Here is a 17,786-nt window from a genome sequence, read left to right on the forward strand (position 1 = left end):
ACGCCTTCGGCGTCTTTATAAGGACGATAAGGGTTTAGGCAAGAAATATAAGACATTAAGTATAGGTGTATAACTTAACCTTTCTTATATTTTAACAAAAAGCGTAATACACTCTTTGGCAGCTGGCTGACAATAGTTATGATAACCTTAGTCCCTATAGCTTTGCGTCCCTACATTTCCATAGGTTTGCCTATGAAGTTTCGAATACATTACAAAGAGTAACATAACGCTACATCTGATCGCATGATTAATTGGTATGAAATCCGAATAGGTAATTGCAATTACTTTTTCTATCGTGATAGATATTCTTTATCGAGTATCCCGGAAGAGAGAGGACACTTTAGGACTGGAGGTCTACTTAACTCCCTGCACCAAACAAACGCCGGAACCAATTCCACACATCGCCCGTGATGGGAATTAATCCGAAGCCATGCTCGCCAACTGCGATTAGACCATATGCCCATTGGCCAATAGCTACTGCTCCCCCAGCAATTCGTCCTATGGCTACCGCCCCAAATGCCGTATCACCTATGGCAACAGCTCCCAACGCTTTTTCGGCTATCGCGATCGCTCCTACAGCCACTCCTGCAATGGCAATCGCCCCAACTGCGAAGCCAAGCCAGCTAATTGCTATCGCTCCAAGGGCTAACCACATTCCTAGTGATATTGCACCCACGGATAGAACCCCTACGCTTATCGCACCTATGGAAATCAAGCCTACAGCTACATCTCCAATAGCAATTAATCCAACAGCTGTCTTCACTTGTGGCTTGCTTCCGTGACCATACCCCTGACCTGAGTATCGACCCAAATTGCTGCGAATACTTACCACCGGAAATGATGGAGACGGCCATTGATAATCAATTTCTCGTCCACCTAACCCTCTAGAATCCGCCCAGCGTGTGATGTACTTATGCCATTTCATATCCATCCCGTCCCCCTTCTCAATTACCTTAATTATACAACCCCGGGGGTTGGCTGTACTCAGACTCTGACCTGAAATTCATCTCATCCTCTAGACGGAGTTATACTCATTAGGATCACTGTTTGGGAATAGGATCAGGCTTTCCAAATAAATATCCCTGAAACAACTGATAACCACTCTGCTTAAGCCATTCAAAGTCCTCTCTAAACTCCACACCTTCTGCTAAAGGAACGGATTGGATTTCTAAAGCTTTTTCTAAAAATTGTTTAGATATTTTCTGTTTGTTCAGATCGCTGGACACACCCTGAACATATTTCATATCCAGTTTCATGTAATGGGGTTTAAGCTCCAACAACATCTCGATCGTGCTGAAGCCCTCGCCAACATCATCTAAAGCGTATTCAAATCCCCGATCCTTGTAATATGTCAAAATAGCTTTCAAATGAGCGAGATCATCCACTTTCTCCGTCTCAACAACTTCAAAGACAAAAAGAGAGGGATCGACGCCTAATTGATTGGCCAGTTCAACGGTTGATCTTAAGCAGAACTCTGGCGCGTAGATCGACGTTGGGATAAAATTAATAAACGTTTTTTTATTTAAGGGTGCAGCATATTTTACAGCAGTCATTCTACATAACCGGTCTAAAGCATATAAACGCCCACGATTCCGTGCCGCCGCAAAAATCTCATTAGGATAGATAAGGGACCCATCTTCTTTTTTAAATCTGGATAGGAGCTCGTATGCAAAAATCTCTTCCCGTACGTTCACAATCGGTTGGAAGTGACAAGTAACTAAGCCCTTAGTTATAACCTCATCAATCCACTCCATATCAAGTACAGTGGGTAATTCGGATAGAGGTCTCCATGTTTGGTCATCTATACGGAATTCAAACTGCTCCGACTCCATATGGTCATTACAGAAATCTAGAAAATCCCGCACCCCAGCCTCCTTAATCGTAATCACATTTTCTTCTACCTTATGTATCGTATTACTTCTACTCAAGTGATGAATAACCTCAGGTAAAATCCTTAGATTAAGCTCACCATGAGCCTTGATTTCAAAATTCAACTCTCTTACTACACAATGATTACATGCCACATTCATAACCCCTTTAATAATCAATTCTCTGAAAAAGATCCCGGAACTGCTCTTCTCAATCGAAATCCGTATACTCTAGTAAATACGTCGGGTCTAACACGGTGATCTGCTGATGTTGAATATCAATAATCTTTTGCTCTTGCAGATCTTTAAGCACAAGGGTAGCCGTCTCCCTTAACGTTCCGATCATATCCGCGAACTGCTGATGGGTCAATCGAAGATCAATCCTCTGTTTGCCTTGCTCCTCTACTCCGAATCTTTGGTATAGTCTTCTTAGTGTAAATATCGCACGCGCTCTCGCATCATGAAATTTCATTTCATGTAATAACCGATTCGATAAAAATAAACGGTCCATTTGCAGCAGCATCAATTGTTCCTTAATCAACGGGTAATCGGCAAGCATCTGCTCAAAAGGCTCACGTTTAATCTCAAATAATACTGTATCATTCATAGCCACCGCAGACAGCACTCTTATATTGGAGGGATGGATCACTTCCAGATCGCCAAAGAAATCGCCTTTCCCAAAAAGATCTACGGTATGCTCTTTCCCTTTCGTGGTAGCGTACACCCTTATAATCCCCGAATAGATAATGTAGGCATGATCCCCCGGATCTGATTCTGCAAACACCAGGGTCCCCTTAGAATATGCCTTATAAGTGAATAATCCTGAGACCGCCTCGATCTTCTCCGAGGGTAAACCCTGAAAAAAGCGAATGCCAGTCCAAAAAGAAGCTTCCATCTCATTATTCCTTTCTAACACATTCCATAGTTTTGTATGCCAACATACTGATAATAAATCATCACCCTGTTATATTCTATCGTAACGTTGTCACATAGGCTCGATGCCAATACGAATTAAAAAGGAGATCCATTGATGAGATATAATTTTGACGGAAAAGGGCTTACCGAAACGCCAGAAGTCGTGTTTGAGAGCAATCCTCTACTAGAACTGAGCATGTACAACAACCATCTTAAAGAAATCCCCGACAAGCTCTTCCTTCATGACGAATTAGAGGTACTTAATTATGCGGGTAATGAAATCGAACAGTTATCCGAGAACATCGGTCGCTTAGTTCACCTAAGAATGTTGGATTTAGGCCATAATCGACTAAAGGTGTTGCCGGAGAAAATTGGCGAACTACAGGGGTTAGATTCTTTTCTATACCTAAGCAATAATCAGTTCGAACAGCTGCCGGAGCAGCTTTGTAATCTCCAGAAACTCAAGTATCTGAACGTAACAGATAATCATCTCAAGCAATTGCCTACCCGTATAGGCGAAATGAGCAGTCTAATTGAATTGCGGCTTTATTATAATCAGCTAGAACGTCTACCTGATTCGATCACACAAATAAAAGGGTTAAGAGAGATTCATCTTTACGGTAATCAACTGGTCGTATTGCCAGAGCATTTGGGTGCTTTAGAAGAACTGCGGATACTCGATATGAGTGATAATCGAATCACTGAACTTCCCTCATCCATCGGTAAACTAAGCAAGTTAAGAAGACTTAACTTTCGAAAAAATAAACTGAATAAGCTGCCTGAGGAAATAGGTCAATTATGCAGCCTTGTTGAGCTTGATTTAAGAGATAATAACCTGCAAGAAATCCCGAGCTCCCTTCTACAACTAGAACGATTAGAGAAACTGGATCTCAGATGGAATCACAGTTTGAGAAGAACAGACATTTTAGAGCAATTAGAGCAAAGAGGATGTATCGTTTATAAATAACAAAAAAGCCCCCTGTTAAAGAAGCTTTTCATTCAAATCTATGCTATGCGTGACGCGGTTTCTCCCCTTTTCTTTAGAGGCATAGAGCGCTTGATCAGCTTTTTGCAGAAGGGTGGTTTCTGAATCAGCTGGAATAAATGTTGCTATACCAATACTCACCGTAATCCGGCCCATTTCCCAAGTTGAATACGCGATAGATTGCCGTAAATTCTCAGCTATAGTCTTTGACTCCGAGATGTCTGTATTAGGTAAAAGAAGTATGAATTCCTCACCGCCATATCTAACCGCCATATCCTCTTTACGAGATTGCAGTTTCAAGATACTCGCCATTTTCTCCAGTACATAGTCACCTGTCTGATGCCCATAGGTGTCGTTCACTTTTTTAAAATGATCAATATCTATAATACACAGCGAAAATGCTGCTTGAACTTGGCCATACCCTGCAATCTGCTCTTCCAGCTTCTCTTGAAGAAACCTTCTATTCTTCAGCCCAGTCAGCTTATCTGTATTAGATAATTCTACTAAAACGGCATTTATCTCCAGCAATTCAGCTTGCTTTTGCTCGATTTCCAGGTGAATTTGTTTGAGCTTTGCCAGCGCCTGATCTTTTTCCCAATAAGCCTCTTCTATTTGCTTCTTCGCAGATCGTAACTCTAGCTCATAATCAATACGTTTGCCCATCTGTACTAAAATACAATCAATGACCTCTACACCTTCACACTCAAGGCGTCTGCCATTTAACAAGTAAGGGACGGCTTGTCCCTTGCTGTCCTTCAAATTGATAAATAGCTCTTCTACGTGTCCATTCAGATTGATAAAAGGATAGAAGTATGAATGAAAAATAAGCTTGTTTGCCGTAGACATGATAGATTCAAAATGCTTATGCACCAAATCAACCTGCTTATACCCCATACGGTCCAAAAATGTCTGATTTACATCCTTGATTATTCCTTCATGGGTAATAGAAACATAGCCACAAGGCGCATATCTTAATCGGTCATCCATGATCTAAATATCCTTTCAACACAGCATAATCTCATCTAGCTTACGTAAGATATTCATTAATTAAAGTGATGGTCTCCTCAGGATGGCTTATATGCGGGTAATGCCCTTTAGCCTCCATTAACCGAAAGATGCTATTATTCAAGTGTTTATGTAGATATTCTCCAGCCGCTAAAGGTACGATACTGTCATCCGAGCATTGTAGAATAAGTGTAGGGATTGTAGCCTTAGGTAGATCTTCCCGATGATCTGAAAAGAACGTAACTTCTGCAAATTCTCTTGCAATAACAGGATCTGCCGAGATAAAGCTGCGCTCCAGCTCTTTCGTTAACATCGGGTCAGGGTTGTTCATAGCAAGAGGTGCCATAAAGCTAGCCCAGCCAGCAAAATTCATCTCCATCATCTCCAGAAGCTCAGTAATATCGCTCTTCTCGAAGCCTCCGAAATAAGTATCCCCCTCATTTAAATAACATGAAGAAGGACCAATCATAATCATTTTATCAAAATAATCCGGCCGCTCAATCGAAGCAAGCATCCCGATCATAGAACTAATCGAATGACCTATAAAAATAATATCTTTGAGTTCCAACGTTTCGATGACATCCAATACATCCTGTACATAGCCGTGGAGCGTATGATATTTATCTGTTGTATATGCACTTAAATCTGAGTTACCTGAACCTACATAATCAAATAGAACGATTCGATATTTCTTCTCAAAAGAAGGCGTGATAAACTGCCACATGCTCTGGTCACACCCAAATCCATGTGCAAAAAGGATGGTTCTTTCTCCTTCTCCAATCACTTTTACATGATTCCGCGCCTTAACATCGTTCATTTCATATAACTCCCTCTATAGTTAGCATTCTCTCTATTTTGAAGGGTTAACCTGGAAATATCAAGAGCATAAAAAACTCCGCTAGAGTAATCTCTAGCGGAGTTTTTATGATATCTAATTTTAGAATGCTGAAGTCCATCCCGCATCGGCAGCGAGGACTGCTCCGTTTACAAAACTGGAGTCATCTGAAGCCAGGAATAACGCAACTTGTGCGATTTCTTCAGGTGAACCTACACGAGGAATTACAGCCTGTGTTAGTTGAGTGCGGCTCATGCCGAACTCATTAATATTTTTCATAGAAGCACTAATGTTAGTGGCAGTAGCTCCTGGTGCGATGGCATTACAACGAATGCCTTTGTTGGCATACATAAAAGCTGTATTTTTCGTCAAGCCTACTACTGCATGTTTGGAGGCAGTATAAGTTGCTCCAGCATGAGCACCACTTACGCCACCGGTAGAAGCGGTATTCACAATAACGCCCTTTCCTTTTTCGAGGAAAATAGGTAGCGCTTTACGTGTGGACCGCATTACACTTTTGGTATTGATGTCAAAGATAAGATCCCATCTCTCATCATTAATATCACCAACTGGCTCAAAGCCGTCCATAATACCCGCATTATTCACTAGTATATCTAGCGTTCCATATTCATTTACTGCGGTATCAATCATGTTATTGATATCTTCGACTAGAGCAACATTTACTTTCAACGCCTTAGCTACTCCACCATTACTAACGATTCCTGCTGCGACTTGTTCCGCACCTTCGAGGTTAAGATCGGCTACTATTACTTTAGCACCTTCTTTAGCGTACAACTCTGCGATAGATTTCCCCATACCCGAGGCTGCTCCGGTAACAACTGCAACTCTGTCTTGAAGTTTCATGTTGGAAGTCTCCTTTACGTTTATCTATAATGTAAGTATCAATTTATAAAATCTCTAAATCACTTAAAATTTATTCTACTCAAGTTTAATCTTCTGCAATTTAACTATCAATATACAAATGAGACATCAAATGTTCATAAATATATATAACTTGGAATTGTGTTGAAATAGGAATAGAAAATAGACAGTTAGGTGGTCTTCAGTTGCTTAAAAATCGAAGAACGAGTAAATCGAAGAAAGAACTAAAAAATGCATTGATATTACTCATGGAAAAAAAGAATTTCCGCACCATTACGATAACCGATATTGTTACCCTAGCCGATTTAAACCGTGGAACCTTCTATAAGCATTATCAAACCAAAGAAGAACTTCTGAATGAGCTGATTGATGATGTGCTGGAGGATTTAATTAAGGCTTATAAAGATCCCTATCTCCATACAGATAAATTCATGTTGAGTGAGCTTACTACCTCTAGCATCAAAATTTTTGAGCATGTCGTTTCCTACTCTAATTTTTATACCATCATTGTAAATTCCAATGTTCTGCCCGGGTTTCAAAATAAGATTTGTGACATCTTAAAGGAGCTAACCAAGCAGGACTTAGTCGCGGTTAATAATACTAATAACAATATAAATATCGAATTATTTTCTAGCTATACGGCCTATGCTCTATTTGGATTAATCATGGAATGGGTGAAGGGAGGGTTCAAATATACTGCGAACCATATGGCAGAGCAGCTGATTCAAATTCTGTCTTTTAATTCACACAATGTAGTTATCAACACTTCTAATAAACCGATTGAGTTGGGTTCCACCCCAGTGAATAGAAACTAGATTACTTCTAACAACCTCCAGAACGGTCAGTCTCATTTATGCTGAAGATAGATACAGCGTTGAACCTCATAAAGGAAAAATTTACGCCAAAAGCACGGTGGGCGAATCCACCACCTTTTACGTTCATCTTTCGTAACTAAAAGTAAAAAAAGACTCAATCCCAGTTATCACTAGGATTTGAGTCTTTTTAATATGCTGATCATTTACTAAACTTCGCCCCAATAGACCTCGGTCTCATATTCAAAAAATACTTTATCATCCTGTTTATTTCGTTCAAATAGGTTCCTCAGCTCCGTCATCATATTCTCGTAACGTGGATCTCCGGGGGCCGGAATGTAGGAAGATGATCTCGCCCGTCCGCTTAATCCCTCGAAATCAAACACCTGCTGATTGCAAAAGTGCGCTACTTGCATCTGCCCTGCCTTAAAAAGGGAGCTAAGGATTTCAGGGGTAATATTCTTATGATTAACTTGAGTGTAGTCGGTGCCGAAGGTTTGCACGAGCTGCTCATATTCCTCCAGAAATGGGGTACCGTAAGTACGCCGAGAATTCCATATCAGAACTGCCTTTCCACCCGGTTTAAGAATCCGCTTGAATTCCAATTGCGCTGCATCCCTATCAAACCAGTGAAACGCCTGGGCACACACGATAAAGTCTACAGACTGGTCTGGCAATTCTGTCTTCTCGGCAGACCCAGGCAATGCGCGGAAATGGTTATCCTTTGCGAACTTCTCCTCCGCAGCTGTACGCATTTCCGGATTTGGTTCAACGGCAGTCACGCGACACCCGCGCTCCAGAAGCAGTGCTGAGAATATTCCTGTTCCTGCGCCAATATCCGCAATATCACAATACGATTTTAGCCCAATCGTATTGTATAAATAATCAATGGCTTCTTTAGGATAACTCGGGCGATATTTCACATACGAATCTACCCGATTTGAGAACCGTTCTTTGTTATTCATCCAAATACTCTCCCTTAGCTTTTAGGTTCGTACTCACTTAATTTGCCTTGATAGATCAGCTTCAGCCGATCGCTTTGCCGAAAATCATCCGGCGTTACGAGCGCAGGCAGCTTGTTCCATAGCTTAATGCCGGACCTCTCCAGAATTTCCGCTACAAATTGTGAGCAGAAATAAGAGTTGCTGAATTCAACAGGTTCCTTCAGAGCGATACCAATCACGCCGAGAATATTATAGAGATACTTTTGCCGGCTTCGGATAAAGACTTTGAGTACCCGCTCCATTTTCTCCACTTCACGGGCTGTAACTTGAAGTTCATATAGAACACACGTCGTATTTGGATATTTGCTGAACGTGCCTGTCTTAATATCCTCCTTCACGAATCCTCCGTTTAGAGGGTTGCTCGGGTGCTTTCTGCCAAAGCTATATAACTCGGAAAGCTCCCGATTAAAGGAGATCGAGGCATGATTATAAGGAGCTCTCGTGTAGCCTTGAATAAGCTTCGTAAAGAGCGTTCCGGTATTCGTAAGCAAGATAAAGACCGATGGATCATCTGTCATTTACAATTTTCCCCTTATCAAGATTGAACGTTTCCTTCATAATAACATATGAACCCATTAATGGAATCTACTCTACGACAAGTTGGTGATTAGCTATCGACCGCTCTCTTTTAACGGTAATCCTGATTTTTGCGGCCTTATCGGCCATTCACTTGATGTATGTAGTTATAGGCAAATTACAACCCAGTAAAGACTATACGGGAATCGGCTTCCGCATCAAAACCTGGTGGGGAATGCTTTTTATCTTTTGTTTGGCTACTCTCTTTAATCCAGTCGTCTCACTATTGGCGCTAATGGTGCTGACCTTCTTCGCACTCAAAGAATATTTCTCCATGATAAAGTCACGAAAATCCGACCGCAGACTATTTCTGTGGGCGTACTTATCCATTCCTCTACAGTTCTACTGGATTTATATTGAATGGTACGGGATGTTTATTGTGTTTATTCCAGTCTATGTATTCTTACTCCTACCGCTACCTAGGCTCATTAATAAAGGGACAGTTGGCTTCCTGCGTAGTGTTAGTTCAACCCAGTGGGGATTAATGCTGATGGTTTTCGGACTTAGTCACTTAGCTTATTTTCAATTTGCTACACCGGAGTATGGAGCGGGGCTTGTATTATTCCTAGTAGTGCTGACACAGCTGAATGATGTGGTCCACTATCTCGCATCCCTTTATATGGGAAAGCGCAAAGTGGTCCCAACCGCCAACCCGTATTTGACCTGGGAAGGTTTTGCCTGTGCGTTTGTCGTAACAACCGGGGTCTCCTATTTGATCTATCCCTACCTGACGCCGCTAAACCCGATCTTCGGTTTCCTGTCAGGCATGCTAATCAGTTTGAGCGGCTTCTTGGGTAGCTTAACGGTTTCCGTGCTGAAGCGAGATTTGCTCATCGGTGATGGCGATAAATTCGTAGCTTTAAAAGAAAGCTATTTAAGCCGTGTGGATAGCTTGACCTACACCTCGCCGGTCTTTTTCCATGTCATCCGTTATTTCTTCGATTTCATGTAAATTAGTTTTCTACAACGATTTTGGTCGCTTGGCCGATAGGTTCTCCACTGCCTTGCTCCTTAGAATTAATCGTATCTTAACGTGAGGTTCAGGAAAAATGTCGCAATAGATAGCCGTTCAGGCGTTCCATAAATGATCTTGGAGCGTCTTTGTCATGTTCTCTTGCTGGCTGGAAAACTGCTTAAATCTATGTCCGTTCGCTCCAGATGGATGAGGAAATCCCCATAAACAGCGCCGATGATCGAGCTTACCCTCAGAAACCAAAAGCTGGAGCATTCCCTCCACCGTTTTTCCTAAAGGAATAATTAAAGCTTGGCTCAAGATGCCCAACTCCTGCTCTAACGACAATAGCGCACATTCTCTAAGGAACGGATCTGAACGTAGCTTAGGATGTGCCCCATTATAATTTTTCTTCTCTACGAATATAGGAAAACGCAATAAAGATGTGGTATGCAGGTTCGTTTGCTGCTTCTGAAACAATTGGTCACAAGAGGTAAGGTTCAAGTAATGATGAAGCCCAAGTGTATCTAGCATGTGAATTAACGTACTCCTCATGGAGCCTGCGAATCTCGCCGCTTCTTTTGCTTTTCTGCATACCTCTTCATCTGAAAGCCCGGCTTTCAACCCAATAACTGCTTCTTGTATGGCTATTCTCATTTGTGTAAAACCGGGTGTTAGTCCGATAATAATCACCTTTGCAGATGGATTAATGTATTCATTGTGCGGTGCATAGTACATTTCAAGCTTCCCGCTTCGCTTCATTAGAAGCTCATCCACCTGCAGATCATCTTTCGATAGCGCGGTTCCCTTCGGAAGAGAGAGCATCGCTGCTTTATACTGTTGTAAATGGTTAGAGATGAGCATGTCATCCACCTCTCATGTCCCTATAATGATCCACTCACGAGACGCCCTTCGAACCATACCGCTTGACGGTCCGCTCTTCTTGCTACTGCTTCGGCCGAGCAGCTGGCATGCAGTAGCACAAAGCTTGCCGTGTCTCCTACTTTTGGCCATACCTGTTCACCTTTTAGATTAAGAGGCGTTATCCCTCCTGTTATGAATCTAAGGGATTGCGATAATGACCGTTCATCACTACACCCATATAACTCTGCGTACCGTCCCGCCTTCTCCAATTGATCTCCATTTCCAAAAGGAGACCAGTGATCCGTAAGGCTGTCTGTTGCCAGTTTCACTTGTACACCTTGGCTGTGCAGCATCGGTAGTGGCATCATCATTCTTCCAATAGGTACTGTGGATGCAATACCCATACCAAGTGATGCCATCCGTGTAGCCATTTCTTCTGCTTCCTGCTGCGATGCACCTGCGAACCAGAATGCGTGACTAACGGTCACCTTGCCCTGTAAGCCAGCTTCTTCTGTGAGATCAGCCAAACGCGACAGCGTCTGCTTTCCTGCTTCTTTTCCATCATGTAAGTGAAGATCAATGCCAGCATTATTCATTACCGCTAGCTTGACCATGGTCTGGAGTGACTTCTCTATATCTCCATCCACTGAGTATGGATCGACACCACCTACATAGGTTGCCCCCTCTGCCAGGGATTGCTTTACTAATTCAACAGAATTAGAGCGAAGCAGACCATGCTGCGGAAAGGCTACAATTTCAGATGAAATTTTGCCGGAGAAGGTATCCAATGCTTGCAGGGTTGCCTCTAAACGCTTCAGACCGCTGACAGGCTCAATATTACAATGACTACGCACATGTGTGGCACCGAAACGCTGTATAAGCGTCAAGATGCTCTCCGCTTGTTGTCTCGCCATAGGCAGCAGCTTAGGCAATAATACCTTCTCTTCCTCAATGCGTTCGAAGACACCGGCAGCAGGCTTTACCGCTTTCCATGGTCCAGCGAAATATGTTTTATCTAAATGGATATGCGCCTCCTCAAAAGAAGGAAGCATCAATAACCCTTTGCAGTCATATTTAGGTAGATGACTCTGAAGCTCTACGTCCACTCCAACCACTTCTGAAATCTTATCCCCGTCAATTCGGATATGACAAACCTTCGTATCCGTACCAACCACTTGTCCATCTTCAATAACATAACCCTGCTCTAATCTTATATTGGTTAACCAGTAAGAAGCATTCAACATGCTACCCCATCCTTTTCTCAACGATTTAATATAGGTGCGAACCACTTTATCCTAAATGGTACCATAGCCCTTCCTATATAAAAAATGTTTGAAAGGTTTTTAGCATAAGACTATATCGTAAATATCCCAACTTCTAACTTTAAAAATACAGATAACTCGCTGAGTTCTCTAAGTTTGATCGTCATCTCATCGATAGTCGCAAGTTGCTCCTCCGTGGAAGCTGCTACTTCCTGTGAGGACGATGCCGACTGATCAATGAGTTGCGAAGATTGCACTAGAGCCTTCAATGATTGATGTGACATTGTAGACAACTCACCAAATATGCTTTGAATGCGCAGCGTGCTTTGGGTTGTTAGATCAACCTTCTGAACGATTTCCTCCAGGGATTGTTGCCCTTGTAATACTAAATCATTCTGTTGATTGACCACTTGTTGACTCGATTCCATCGTTTTGACCGCTGCATTCGTATCCGCTTGAATTGCGCCAACAAGCTCGGCAATCTGCTCGGCTGCTCTTTCGGAACCTTCCGCAAGCTTACGGATCTCTCCTGCAACTACTGCAAAACCTTTCCCTTGCTCTCCAGCGCGGGCCGCTTCAATGGCTGCATTTAGCGCGAGTAGATTCGTCTGACTAGCCAATTCTGAAATCACGTTAATGATCTCACCGATTTGGCTGGATCGGCTGTTCAGCTGTGCAATGGTTTCTGTTGAGCGCTCAATGGAACTAACCATAGTTTCCAAGTGATCTACAGATGCCCGGTTTGCACGCTGGCCAGTTTGCACCGCTTTTATTAAATGATTGGAATCGTGAACTGTCTTTACCGTTTCCTGCATAATTTCCTCAGAGATTTCCCCTGTCCGTTCCATCATCGTGAGTACTTGCCGCACATGTTCTGCTTGCTCCGTCGACCTCACAGCCATATCCGTAATAATCGTGGTAATTTGCTTGGATGTCTCATTTGTCTGCTCTGCTGAAACTTGAAGTATTCCTGCATTTTCATTCAGATGATTGGCCTGTAAAGTGACATTCCCGACGATGGCCCGAATGTTATCCAGAAACTGATTCATGGAATACGCCAACATCCCAATCTCATCATTTCGCTTCATGTCCAGCTTCTTGGTCAGATCGCCTCCGTGTTCAACAAGCTCCATTACATGCTCATTGATTCTGCGAAGCGGTCGTACAATAAGGCGGGTTAAGATAATGAAGAGCAAGACAATAAAAATAATCAGAGCGATAACAAAACCGCTTATAATTAAATATTGGTTGTCCATCATAGGCTCCAAGATCTGTTCTACAGGCATCACCAGCACTAAGTTATAATCTGTCTCGCCGATCCTTGTAAAGGCATAAACATTCTTCGAGTCCTCCGTACCACTAGTTCCCGAAGATTGTGCTATGACCTGACCAACCTTTTGCAACTGTATGTCCGGTTCATCAAATATAGCTTTACCTATATCGTGCTTAGGGTTCTGGCTTGCTACATATCGACCAGCTTTATCTATGACAAAATAATAACCTGCATCCTCCTCACTCATTTCAGCCAAGCTCTTCTGAAAATCATTCGACAATCGACTATTCAGTTTAGTAGAAGTAAGCTCCACCTTATAGTTAAGCTTTTGTTCAACTTCATGACTGAGAATTTCATTAAACTTAGAAAATGTGTACATACATAGACCTGCAAAAATTAACACCATGTATACTACAGAAACGGTCATAACGATGGTTCGAACGGTTTTCTTTTTCAATGTCTAAATTCCCTTCCAATCTAGTGACATCATGTCATCCATAGCTACAGATTAATCTGACCGTGATGTTTGACGCTGGACCTAGCTTCACCAATGCGACTAGCTTCCTTGTTCAGTAGCTCATACAATCGCTGGCTCTTCAGCCCCCTTCTAGGAATCTCCTTTAAGACCTCTTCCAGTCCGGTGATCATGTTCAGCGGCGCTTCTCGATCTGCCCCCGGTGTATCACCATTGTCGTGCAGAACGATGATAGAACCGGGTTTTATCTTTTTCAATAAGTCATGCTTTATTTGGGCTGCGCTAACAGACGCCTTCCAGTCTCCCACCATTACAGACCACAACACTACCCGATAAGAACGTCTAAGAAAGACAAGATCGCCTAAATTAAGGAGCCCCCATGGTGGTCGATACAAGATAGGCCGCTCTCCTGTAATCCGCTCGACAATATCAGCTGTTCGATCTACTTGCTTCCGTCTATTCGTCCATGGAGAGTAAATCCAGTTAGGCGTATGTGTATAATTATGAATGCCGATCTGATGTCCTTCACGGTGCATTCGCTGGATTAAATCCGGGTATTGCTCAGCCCTTTTGCCTAATACGAAGAAAGTTGCCTTAACGTCATGTTCATGCAGCAAGTCCAATAATTCAGGGGTATAGCATGGATCTGGTCCGTCATCGAAAGTAAAGGCAACTTCCTTCGCGGCATTTCCTCTGGATACAACACCCCATCCCAATATTCGAGTAATCACAAACGGAACAATCATATAAAGAATAATCGCATCTATAGCTAAAACAAGGAGCGTCCACATTAGGAAACCGCCTCTTTCCTTCGAGGAGCAAACCGCGCTTTCAAAGACTGCTTACTAAGCACGAGCATCTTAGGAGACAACTTCTCCGTGCTGTCCTCAACGCGATGTTTCCCCTCCGGATGCAGCATCCGAAGTAAGAACCGAAGATAGATTCCGAACCATCGCCGCTGCCATTTGGACTTGATAGGATGCTGCTCAAACCCTATTCCATGAATGATCCCGCGGTGAAGTAGCGTAATCCCCGTTAACGCCTGCACTTTGCTTAGTTCTGGATTGCTATCTAGTTCACGACTAATCTCCTTCATGGCCTCGCGAAGCATACGTGCAGTTCGAATTCCGGCCCGATCAGCGCCCAGGGTACGCGTAAGCTGCACTACCTGACGATTATCCAGATGAAGCTCCCCCACCCAATCTCCGGGAAGAATCTGATGTCCATCTTGGCAGACTATACTTTCACCGTGATACTTTAACACGACCAATTTACATATCCCGTATCTCCACACGGACTGGCTGCGGAATTTGGTGACAACAGCAAATAGGCTCTCCCACATCATCCAAAGGGATTGAGAGAATAATTTTATAAATGAAACTGAGGCTACCATTAATCTTCCTTCTTTCGTGTAAAAATATTTTATCTTCTAGCAAAATCTTTCACTAAACGCCGCGTATACCTGCCGATCATCTTTACTAAACTGTTGCCAAGATAAGCACCTATCCAAAGAGATACCGCGCCTAACAGCATGAACAGAAGTGAGGTGTTGAGTGTTTTATTTTCAATCCCGAATAACGATATAGAAGAGATATCGATGAAATACAAGATAGGTGACAACAAGAGAATAATAGGGGACAAATAAAAAAGAGTTGCACATATGAGACTGAGCATTCCAATTCCAAGTTGCAGCATCAACCCTATAATTGCTCTCCAGTTATGCTCATCGAACAACTCCACCTTAACCTTTTCCCATATGTTTCCTTCTTCTTGAGATCGAGTTGGAAGCGTCCGAACGGAGATATCCGTATAGACTTTCGTTCGAATTCGCTCATGTTGTAAAAAGGTTTCGGTAGAACGCAAAACATAATAAAGGATCGGAATCCCTACTATGGTGAAGGACATCGCGATCCCAAAAGTGATGCCTACCAAATAAAAGCAAAAGTAAAATAGCCCTGTGGCAAAAGTAATTAATAAGAAACAGAAATTCCTCACATGCTTCCGGATCATTTGACTCATATTCTCCTCTTCCTCTCTGCACTAAAAATTTGTTCATCTACGCAGCTCTTATGCTAATGCTCCTGATGTAAAATCGACCAGTGCCATAATGTCATATGACAGTTATTTCATACAAAAAAGCACCTTTCGCCTACTCCCACAAGGGAAAATAGACAACAAGGTGCTCGCTCTACAATTTCAGATCATTCGGTTTTAGTTATTCCAAAGTGCCAAAGGCTTTCTCAACAGCCTCTTCGCGATTCCGTACACCCAGCTTAGCATAGATGGTAGAAGCGTAATTTCTCACCGTTCCATCAGACAAATACAATTTAGCTGCAATGGATTTATAACGCATGCCCTTTGACAGGCATTCTAGAATTTCCAGCTCGCGCGGGGTCAGCCCATACTCATTACTCTGCTCAGTCTGCGCTTCAGAAGTTGGATGCATCTCATAATGATCAATTAATACATTCGTAATAGCTGGTGTTATCATCTTCACACCCCGATGTACGAGACGTATCCCTTCGAATAGCTCCTGTGGTTCAGTAGACTTTAACAAGTAGCCATCTGCCCCGTTTTGCAGTGCTTCGACTGCCAAATCCGTTTCTTGAAAAGTAGTCAGGATCAGCACTCGTACTCCTGGCCACTTTTGCTTAATAAGCTTCGTTGCTTCCGCACCGTCCATGTCAGGCATATTTAAGTCCATCAGCACCACATGAGGCTGTTCCTGCTCACAGAAGCCTACTGCTTGTTCACCATTCTCAGCTAACCCAATGATCTCAAAATCGGGCTGCTGCTCTAAAATAATTCGCAGACTATCCCGGATATAAGGTTGATCATCGACCAGCAATAAGCGAATCATTTCCTCCTGTATCTCTTCAAGCCTTGGTAAACTACAGGTCACTAAGGTTCCTTCCCCTGGCTTAGAGTAGAGATACACTTGGCCTTGCAGGTTAGAAGCACGTTCCTTCATCGCGTTCACACCAAATCCTGCTTTTAAATCTTCAGTGCCTAATCCATTATCCTGCACTTCCAGTCGAATTAACTTCTCTTCGTAATGCAGGGTGATGACAATTTCACTGGCTTGACCATGACGAACAGCGTTGGTTATCGACTCTTGCAAACATCTATATAAGGTCATTTTAGCCTGCTTGGATATTGTATAAGCCTCTCCGAACGTTCTTAGACGAACCTTAACCTTCGAAAAGGTCTGGAAATCATCTACTAATTTCTGCAGGGACTGCATAAGCGTCAATGAATCCTGCGAAGAGCCCACATGGTGCAAATATTTACGCACATCATCCAAGCCATTGCGAGTTAGCTTTAATAAGGAATCTATCTTTTGCTCTCCTTCAGAGGTATTCACCTCCGTACGTAAAGTCTCTAGCCCCATAAGAATGGAAGTATAAGAATGCCCGACAGTGTCATGCAAATCTTTGGATAATCGATCTCTTTCCTCCAGAAGGGTCATACGCTCGACTTGTGAGATATACTGCTCCAGGACAGCATTCTGGTTCTTAATAATCCCGTTCTGCTTATGATTCACCACCAGCAAGTGAAAAGCGAAGCCAATCGTATACACCAAGCCAAAGTTCACAATCATCGATATAGCATCCATTTGTTGTGACAATCTAGATAGCATTATTGGAATAAAGATCACCGTGATCGGAGCTGACCAACGATAGGACTTCTGTGCACTATTGCTGGCAATCATAAAAGCAATTGGCAGAAAAGTTACATACGAATCAGGAAACAGAGCAGCCAAATATAAGCACAGACCACCTGAAAGGAGGATCTCCGCCATCAGATAATACTTATAATGCAGCTGCAAACAAAACCAAGGCACTGAAAAAGAGATCACACCCCAAACAAACACGATCCAGAAAGGAATCGTAAAATCCTCCGAGAGGTAACACATCGTAACTATAAAAGAAGTAGAAAAACAAATCCGAAACAGGAGGACGAGCCAATCGTACCAGAACCACTGTTTGACCAGATTAAACAAGACATTGCCCCCTATAAATTCTGCTGACTAGACCCTTATTATAGTGTAACCCCCTGAGGCCTTACTAGTTACAAA

18 protein-coding genes and 1 riboswitch are annotated in these 17,786 nt (G+C 42.7%); of the genes, 3 read left to right on the top strand and 15 right to left on the bottom strand.

Features of this window, described 5'->3' with window-relative positions; translation table 11 throughout:
- Positions 1–114: 114 nt before the first annotated feature.
- A riboswitch (cyclic di-GMP riboswitch) is annotated at positions 115–201 on the bottom strand.
- A 157-nt stretch (positions 202–358) separates the two neighbouring features.
- The 3 genes from PAENI_RS12700 to PAENI_RS12710 all read right to left on the bottom strand — a co-directional run bounded on the left by PAENI_RS12700 (position 359) and on the right by PAENI_RS12710 (position 2,763).
- A complete protein-coding gene (locus PAENI_RS12700; protein WP_149645574.1) occupies positions 359–925 on the bottom strand; it encodes a hypothetical protein in 567 nt (188 codons plus the stop codon).
- 115 nt (positions 926–1,040) lie between these two features.
- Positions 1,041–2,030, bottom strand: coding sequence for an EAL domain-containing protein (locus PAENI_RS12705; RefSeq protein WP_316502820.1), 990 nt, complete (start codon positions 2,028–2,030; stop codon positions 1,041–1,043).
- 49 nt (positions 2,031–2,079) lie between these two features.
- Positions 2,080–2,763 carry a Crp/Fnr family transcriptional regulator gene (locus tag PAENI_RS12710; RefSeq protein WP_149645479.1) on the bottom strand — a complete coding sequence of 228 codons (684 nt, stop codon included), beginning with the start codon at positions 2,761–2,763 and terminating at the stop codon, positions 2,080–2,082.
- Between the two features lie 135 nt (positions 2,764–2,898).
- Between PAENI_RS12710 and PAENI_RS12715 the strand changes: the two genes are divergently transcribed.
- On the top strand, positions 2,899–3,750 hold the full coding sequence (locus PAENI_RS12715; protein WP_149645480.1) for a leucine-rich repeat domain-containing protein: 852 nt from the start codon (positions 2,899–2,901) through the stop codon (positions 3,748–3,750).
- Between the two features lie 15 nt (positions 3,751–3,765).
- Here the strand turns inward: PAENI_RS12715 and PAENI_RS12720 are convergent, their stop codons facing one another.
- The 3 genes from PAENI_RS12720 to PAENI_RS12730 all read right to left on the bottom strand — a co-directional run bounded on the left by PAENI_RS12720 (position 3,766) and on the right by PAENI_RS12730 (position 6,472).
- Positions 3,766–4,755 carry a sensor domain-containing diguanylate cyclase gene (locus PAENI_RS12720; RefSeq protein WP_149645481.1) on the bottom strand — a complete coding sequence of 330 codons (990 nt, stop codon included), beginning with the start codon at positions 4,753–4,755 and terminating at the stop codon, positions 3,766–3,768.
- 40 nt (positions 4,756–4,795) lie between these two features.
- A complete protein-coding gene (locus PAENI_RS12725) occupies positions 4,796–5,590 on the bottom strand; it encodes an alpha/beta fold hydrolase (RefSeq protein ID WP_149645482.1) in 795 nt (264 codons plus the stop codon).
- 120 nt (positions 5,591–5,710) lie between these two features.
- The gene (locus PAENI_RS12730) at positions 5,711–6,472 is read right to left on the bottom strand and encodes an SDR family oxidoreductase (protein ID WP_042131593.1); all 762 of its coding nucleotides are present in this window, start codon (positions 6,470–6,472) and stop codon (positions 5,711–5,713) included.
- A gap of 266 nt (positions 6,473–6,738) precedes the next feature.
- Between PAENI_RS12730 and PAENI_RS12735 the strand changes: the two genes are divergently transcribed.
- Entirely contained in the window at positions 6,739–7,305 is a 567-nt protein-coding gene (locus PAENI_RS12735) for a TetR/AcrR family transcriptional regulator (RefSeq protein WP_076285078.1), read from the top strand.
- Positions 7,306–7,511: 206 nt separating this feature from the next.
- On the opposite strand, the gene PAENI_RS12740 is transcribed toward PAENI_RS12735, so the two are convergent.
- Positions 7,512–8,267 carry a class I SAM-dependent methyltransferase gene (locus PAENI_RS12740; RefSeq protein WP_149645483.1) on the bottom strand — a complete coding sequence of 252 codons (756 nt, stop codon included), beginning with the start codon at positions 8,265–8,267 and terminating at the stop codon, positions 7,512–7,514.
- Positions 8,268–8,281: 14 nt separating this feature from the next.
- Positions 8,282–8,824 (bottom strand): hypothetical protein, encoded by a 543-nt coding sequence (locus PAENI_RS12745; protein WP_149645484.1) that lies wholly within the window; start codon positions 8,822–8,824, stop codon positions 8,282–8,284.
- 95 nt (positions 8,825–8,919) lie between these two features.
- Here PAENI_RS12745 and PAENI_RS12750 point away from each other — a divergent pair, with 95 nt between their 5' ends.
- Entirely contained in the window at positions 8,920–9,834 is a 915-nt protein-coding gene (locus tag PAENI_RS12750) for a phosphatidate cytidylyltransferase (protein ID WP_042192888.1), read from the top strand.
- Between the two features lie 117 nt (positions 9,835–9,951).
- Here PAENI_RS12750 and PAENI_RS12755 read toward each other — a convergent pair whose 3' ends face one another.
- The 7 genes from PAENI_RS12755 to PAENI_RS12785 form a co-directional block, all read right to left on the bottom strand.
- The gene (locus tag PAENI_RS12755; RefSeq protein ID WP_149645485.1) at positions 9,952–10,698 is read right to left on the bottom strand and encodes a uracil-DNA glycosylase family protein; all 747 of its coding nucleotides are present in this window, start codon (positions 10,696–10,698) and stop codon (positions 9,952–9,954) included.
- A gap of 20 nt (positions 10,699–10,718) precedes the next feature.
- Positions 10,719–11,942 (bottom strand): amidohydrolase, encoded by a 1,224-nt coding sequence (locus PAENI_RS12760; protein WP_149645486.1) that lies wholly within the window; start codon positions 11,940–11,942, stop codon positions 10,719–10,721.
- Positions 11,943–12,052: 110 nt separating this feature from the next.
- The gene (locus PAENI_RS12765) at positions 12,053–13,690 is read right to left on the bottom strand and encodes a methyl-accepting chemotaxis protein (protein WP_149645487.1); all 1,638 of its coding nucleotides are present in this window, start codon (positions 13,688–13,690) and stop codon (positions 12,053–12,055) included.
- A gap of 44 nt (positions 13,691–13,734) precedes the next feature.
- The gene (locus tag PAENI_RS12770) at positions 13,735–14,499 is read right to left on the bottom strand and encodes a polysaccharide deacetylase family protein (RefSeq protein WP_149645488.1); all 765 of its coding nucleotides are present in this window, start codon (positions 14,497–14,499) and stop codon (positions 13,735–13,737) included.
- Positions 14,499–15,101, bottom strand: coding sequence for a YkoP family protein (locus PAENI_RS12775; protein ID WP_149645489.1), 603 nt, complete (start codon positions 15,099–15,101; stop codon positions 14,499–14,501). The genes PAENI_RS12770 and PAENI_RS12775 overlap by 1 nt, the downstream gene beginning before the upstream one ends.
- Before the next feature lie 29 nt (positions 15,102–15,130).
- Positions 15,131–15,727, bottom strand: a complete 597-nt coding sequence (locus PAENI_RS12780) for a sensor domain-containing protein (protein ID WP_149645490.1) — start codon at positions 15,725–15,727, stop codon at positions 15,131–15,133.
- A gap of 196 nt (positions 15,728–15,923) precedes the next feature.
- Positions 15,924–17,711 carry a helix-turn-helix transcriptional regulator gene (locus PAENI_RS12785; protein WP_149645492.1) on the bottom strand — a complete coding sequence of 596 codons (1,788 nt, stop codon included), beginning with the start codon at positions 17,709–17,711 and terminating at the stop codon, positions 15,924–15,926.
- Positions 17,712–17,786: the final 75 nt, after the last annotated feature.

This window comes from Paenibacillus sp. B2(2019), assembly GCF_008370385.1.
Taxonomy (GTDB): domain Bacteria; phylum Bacillota; class Bacilli; order Paenibacillales; family Paenibacillaceae; genus Paenibacillus_AQ.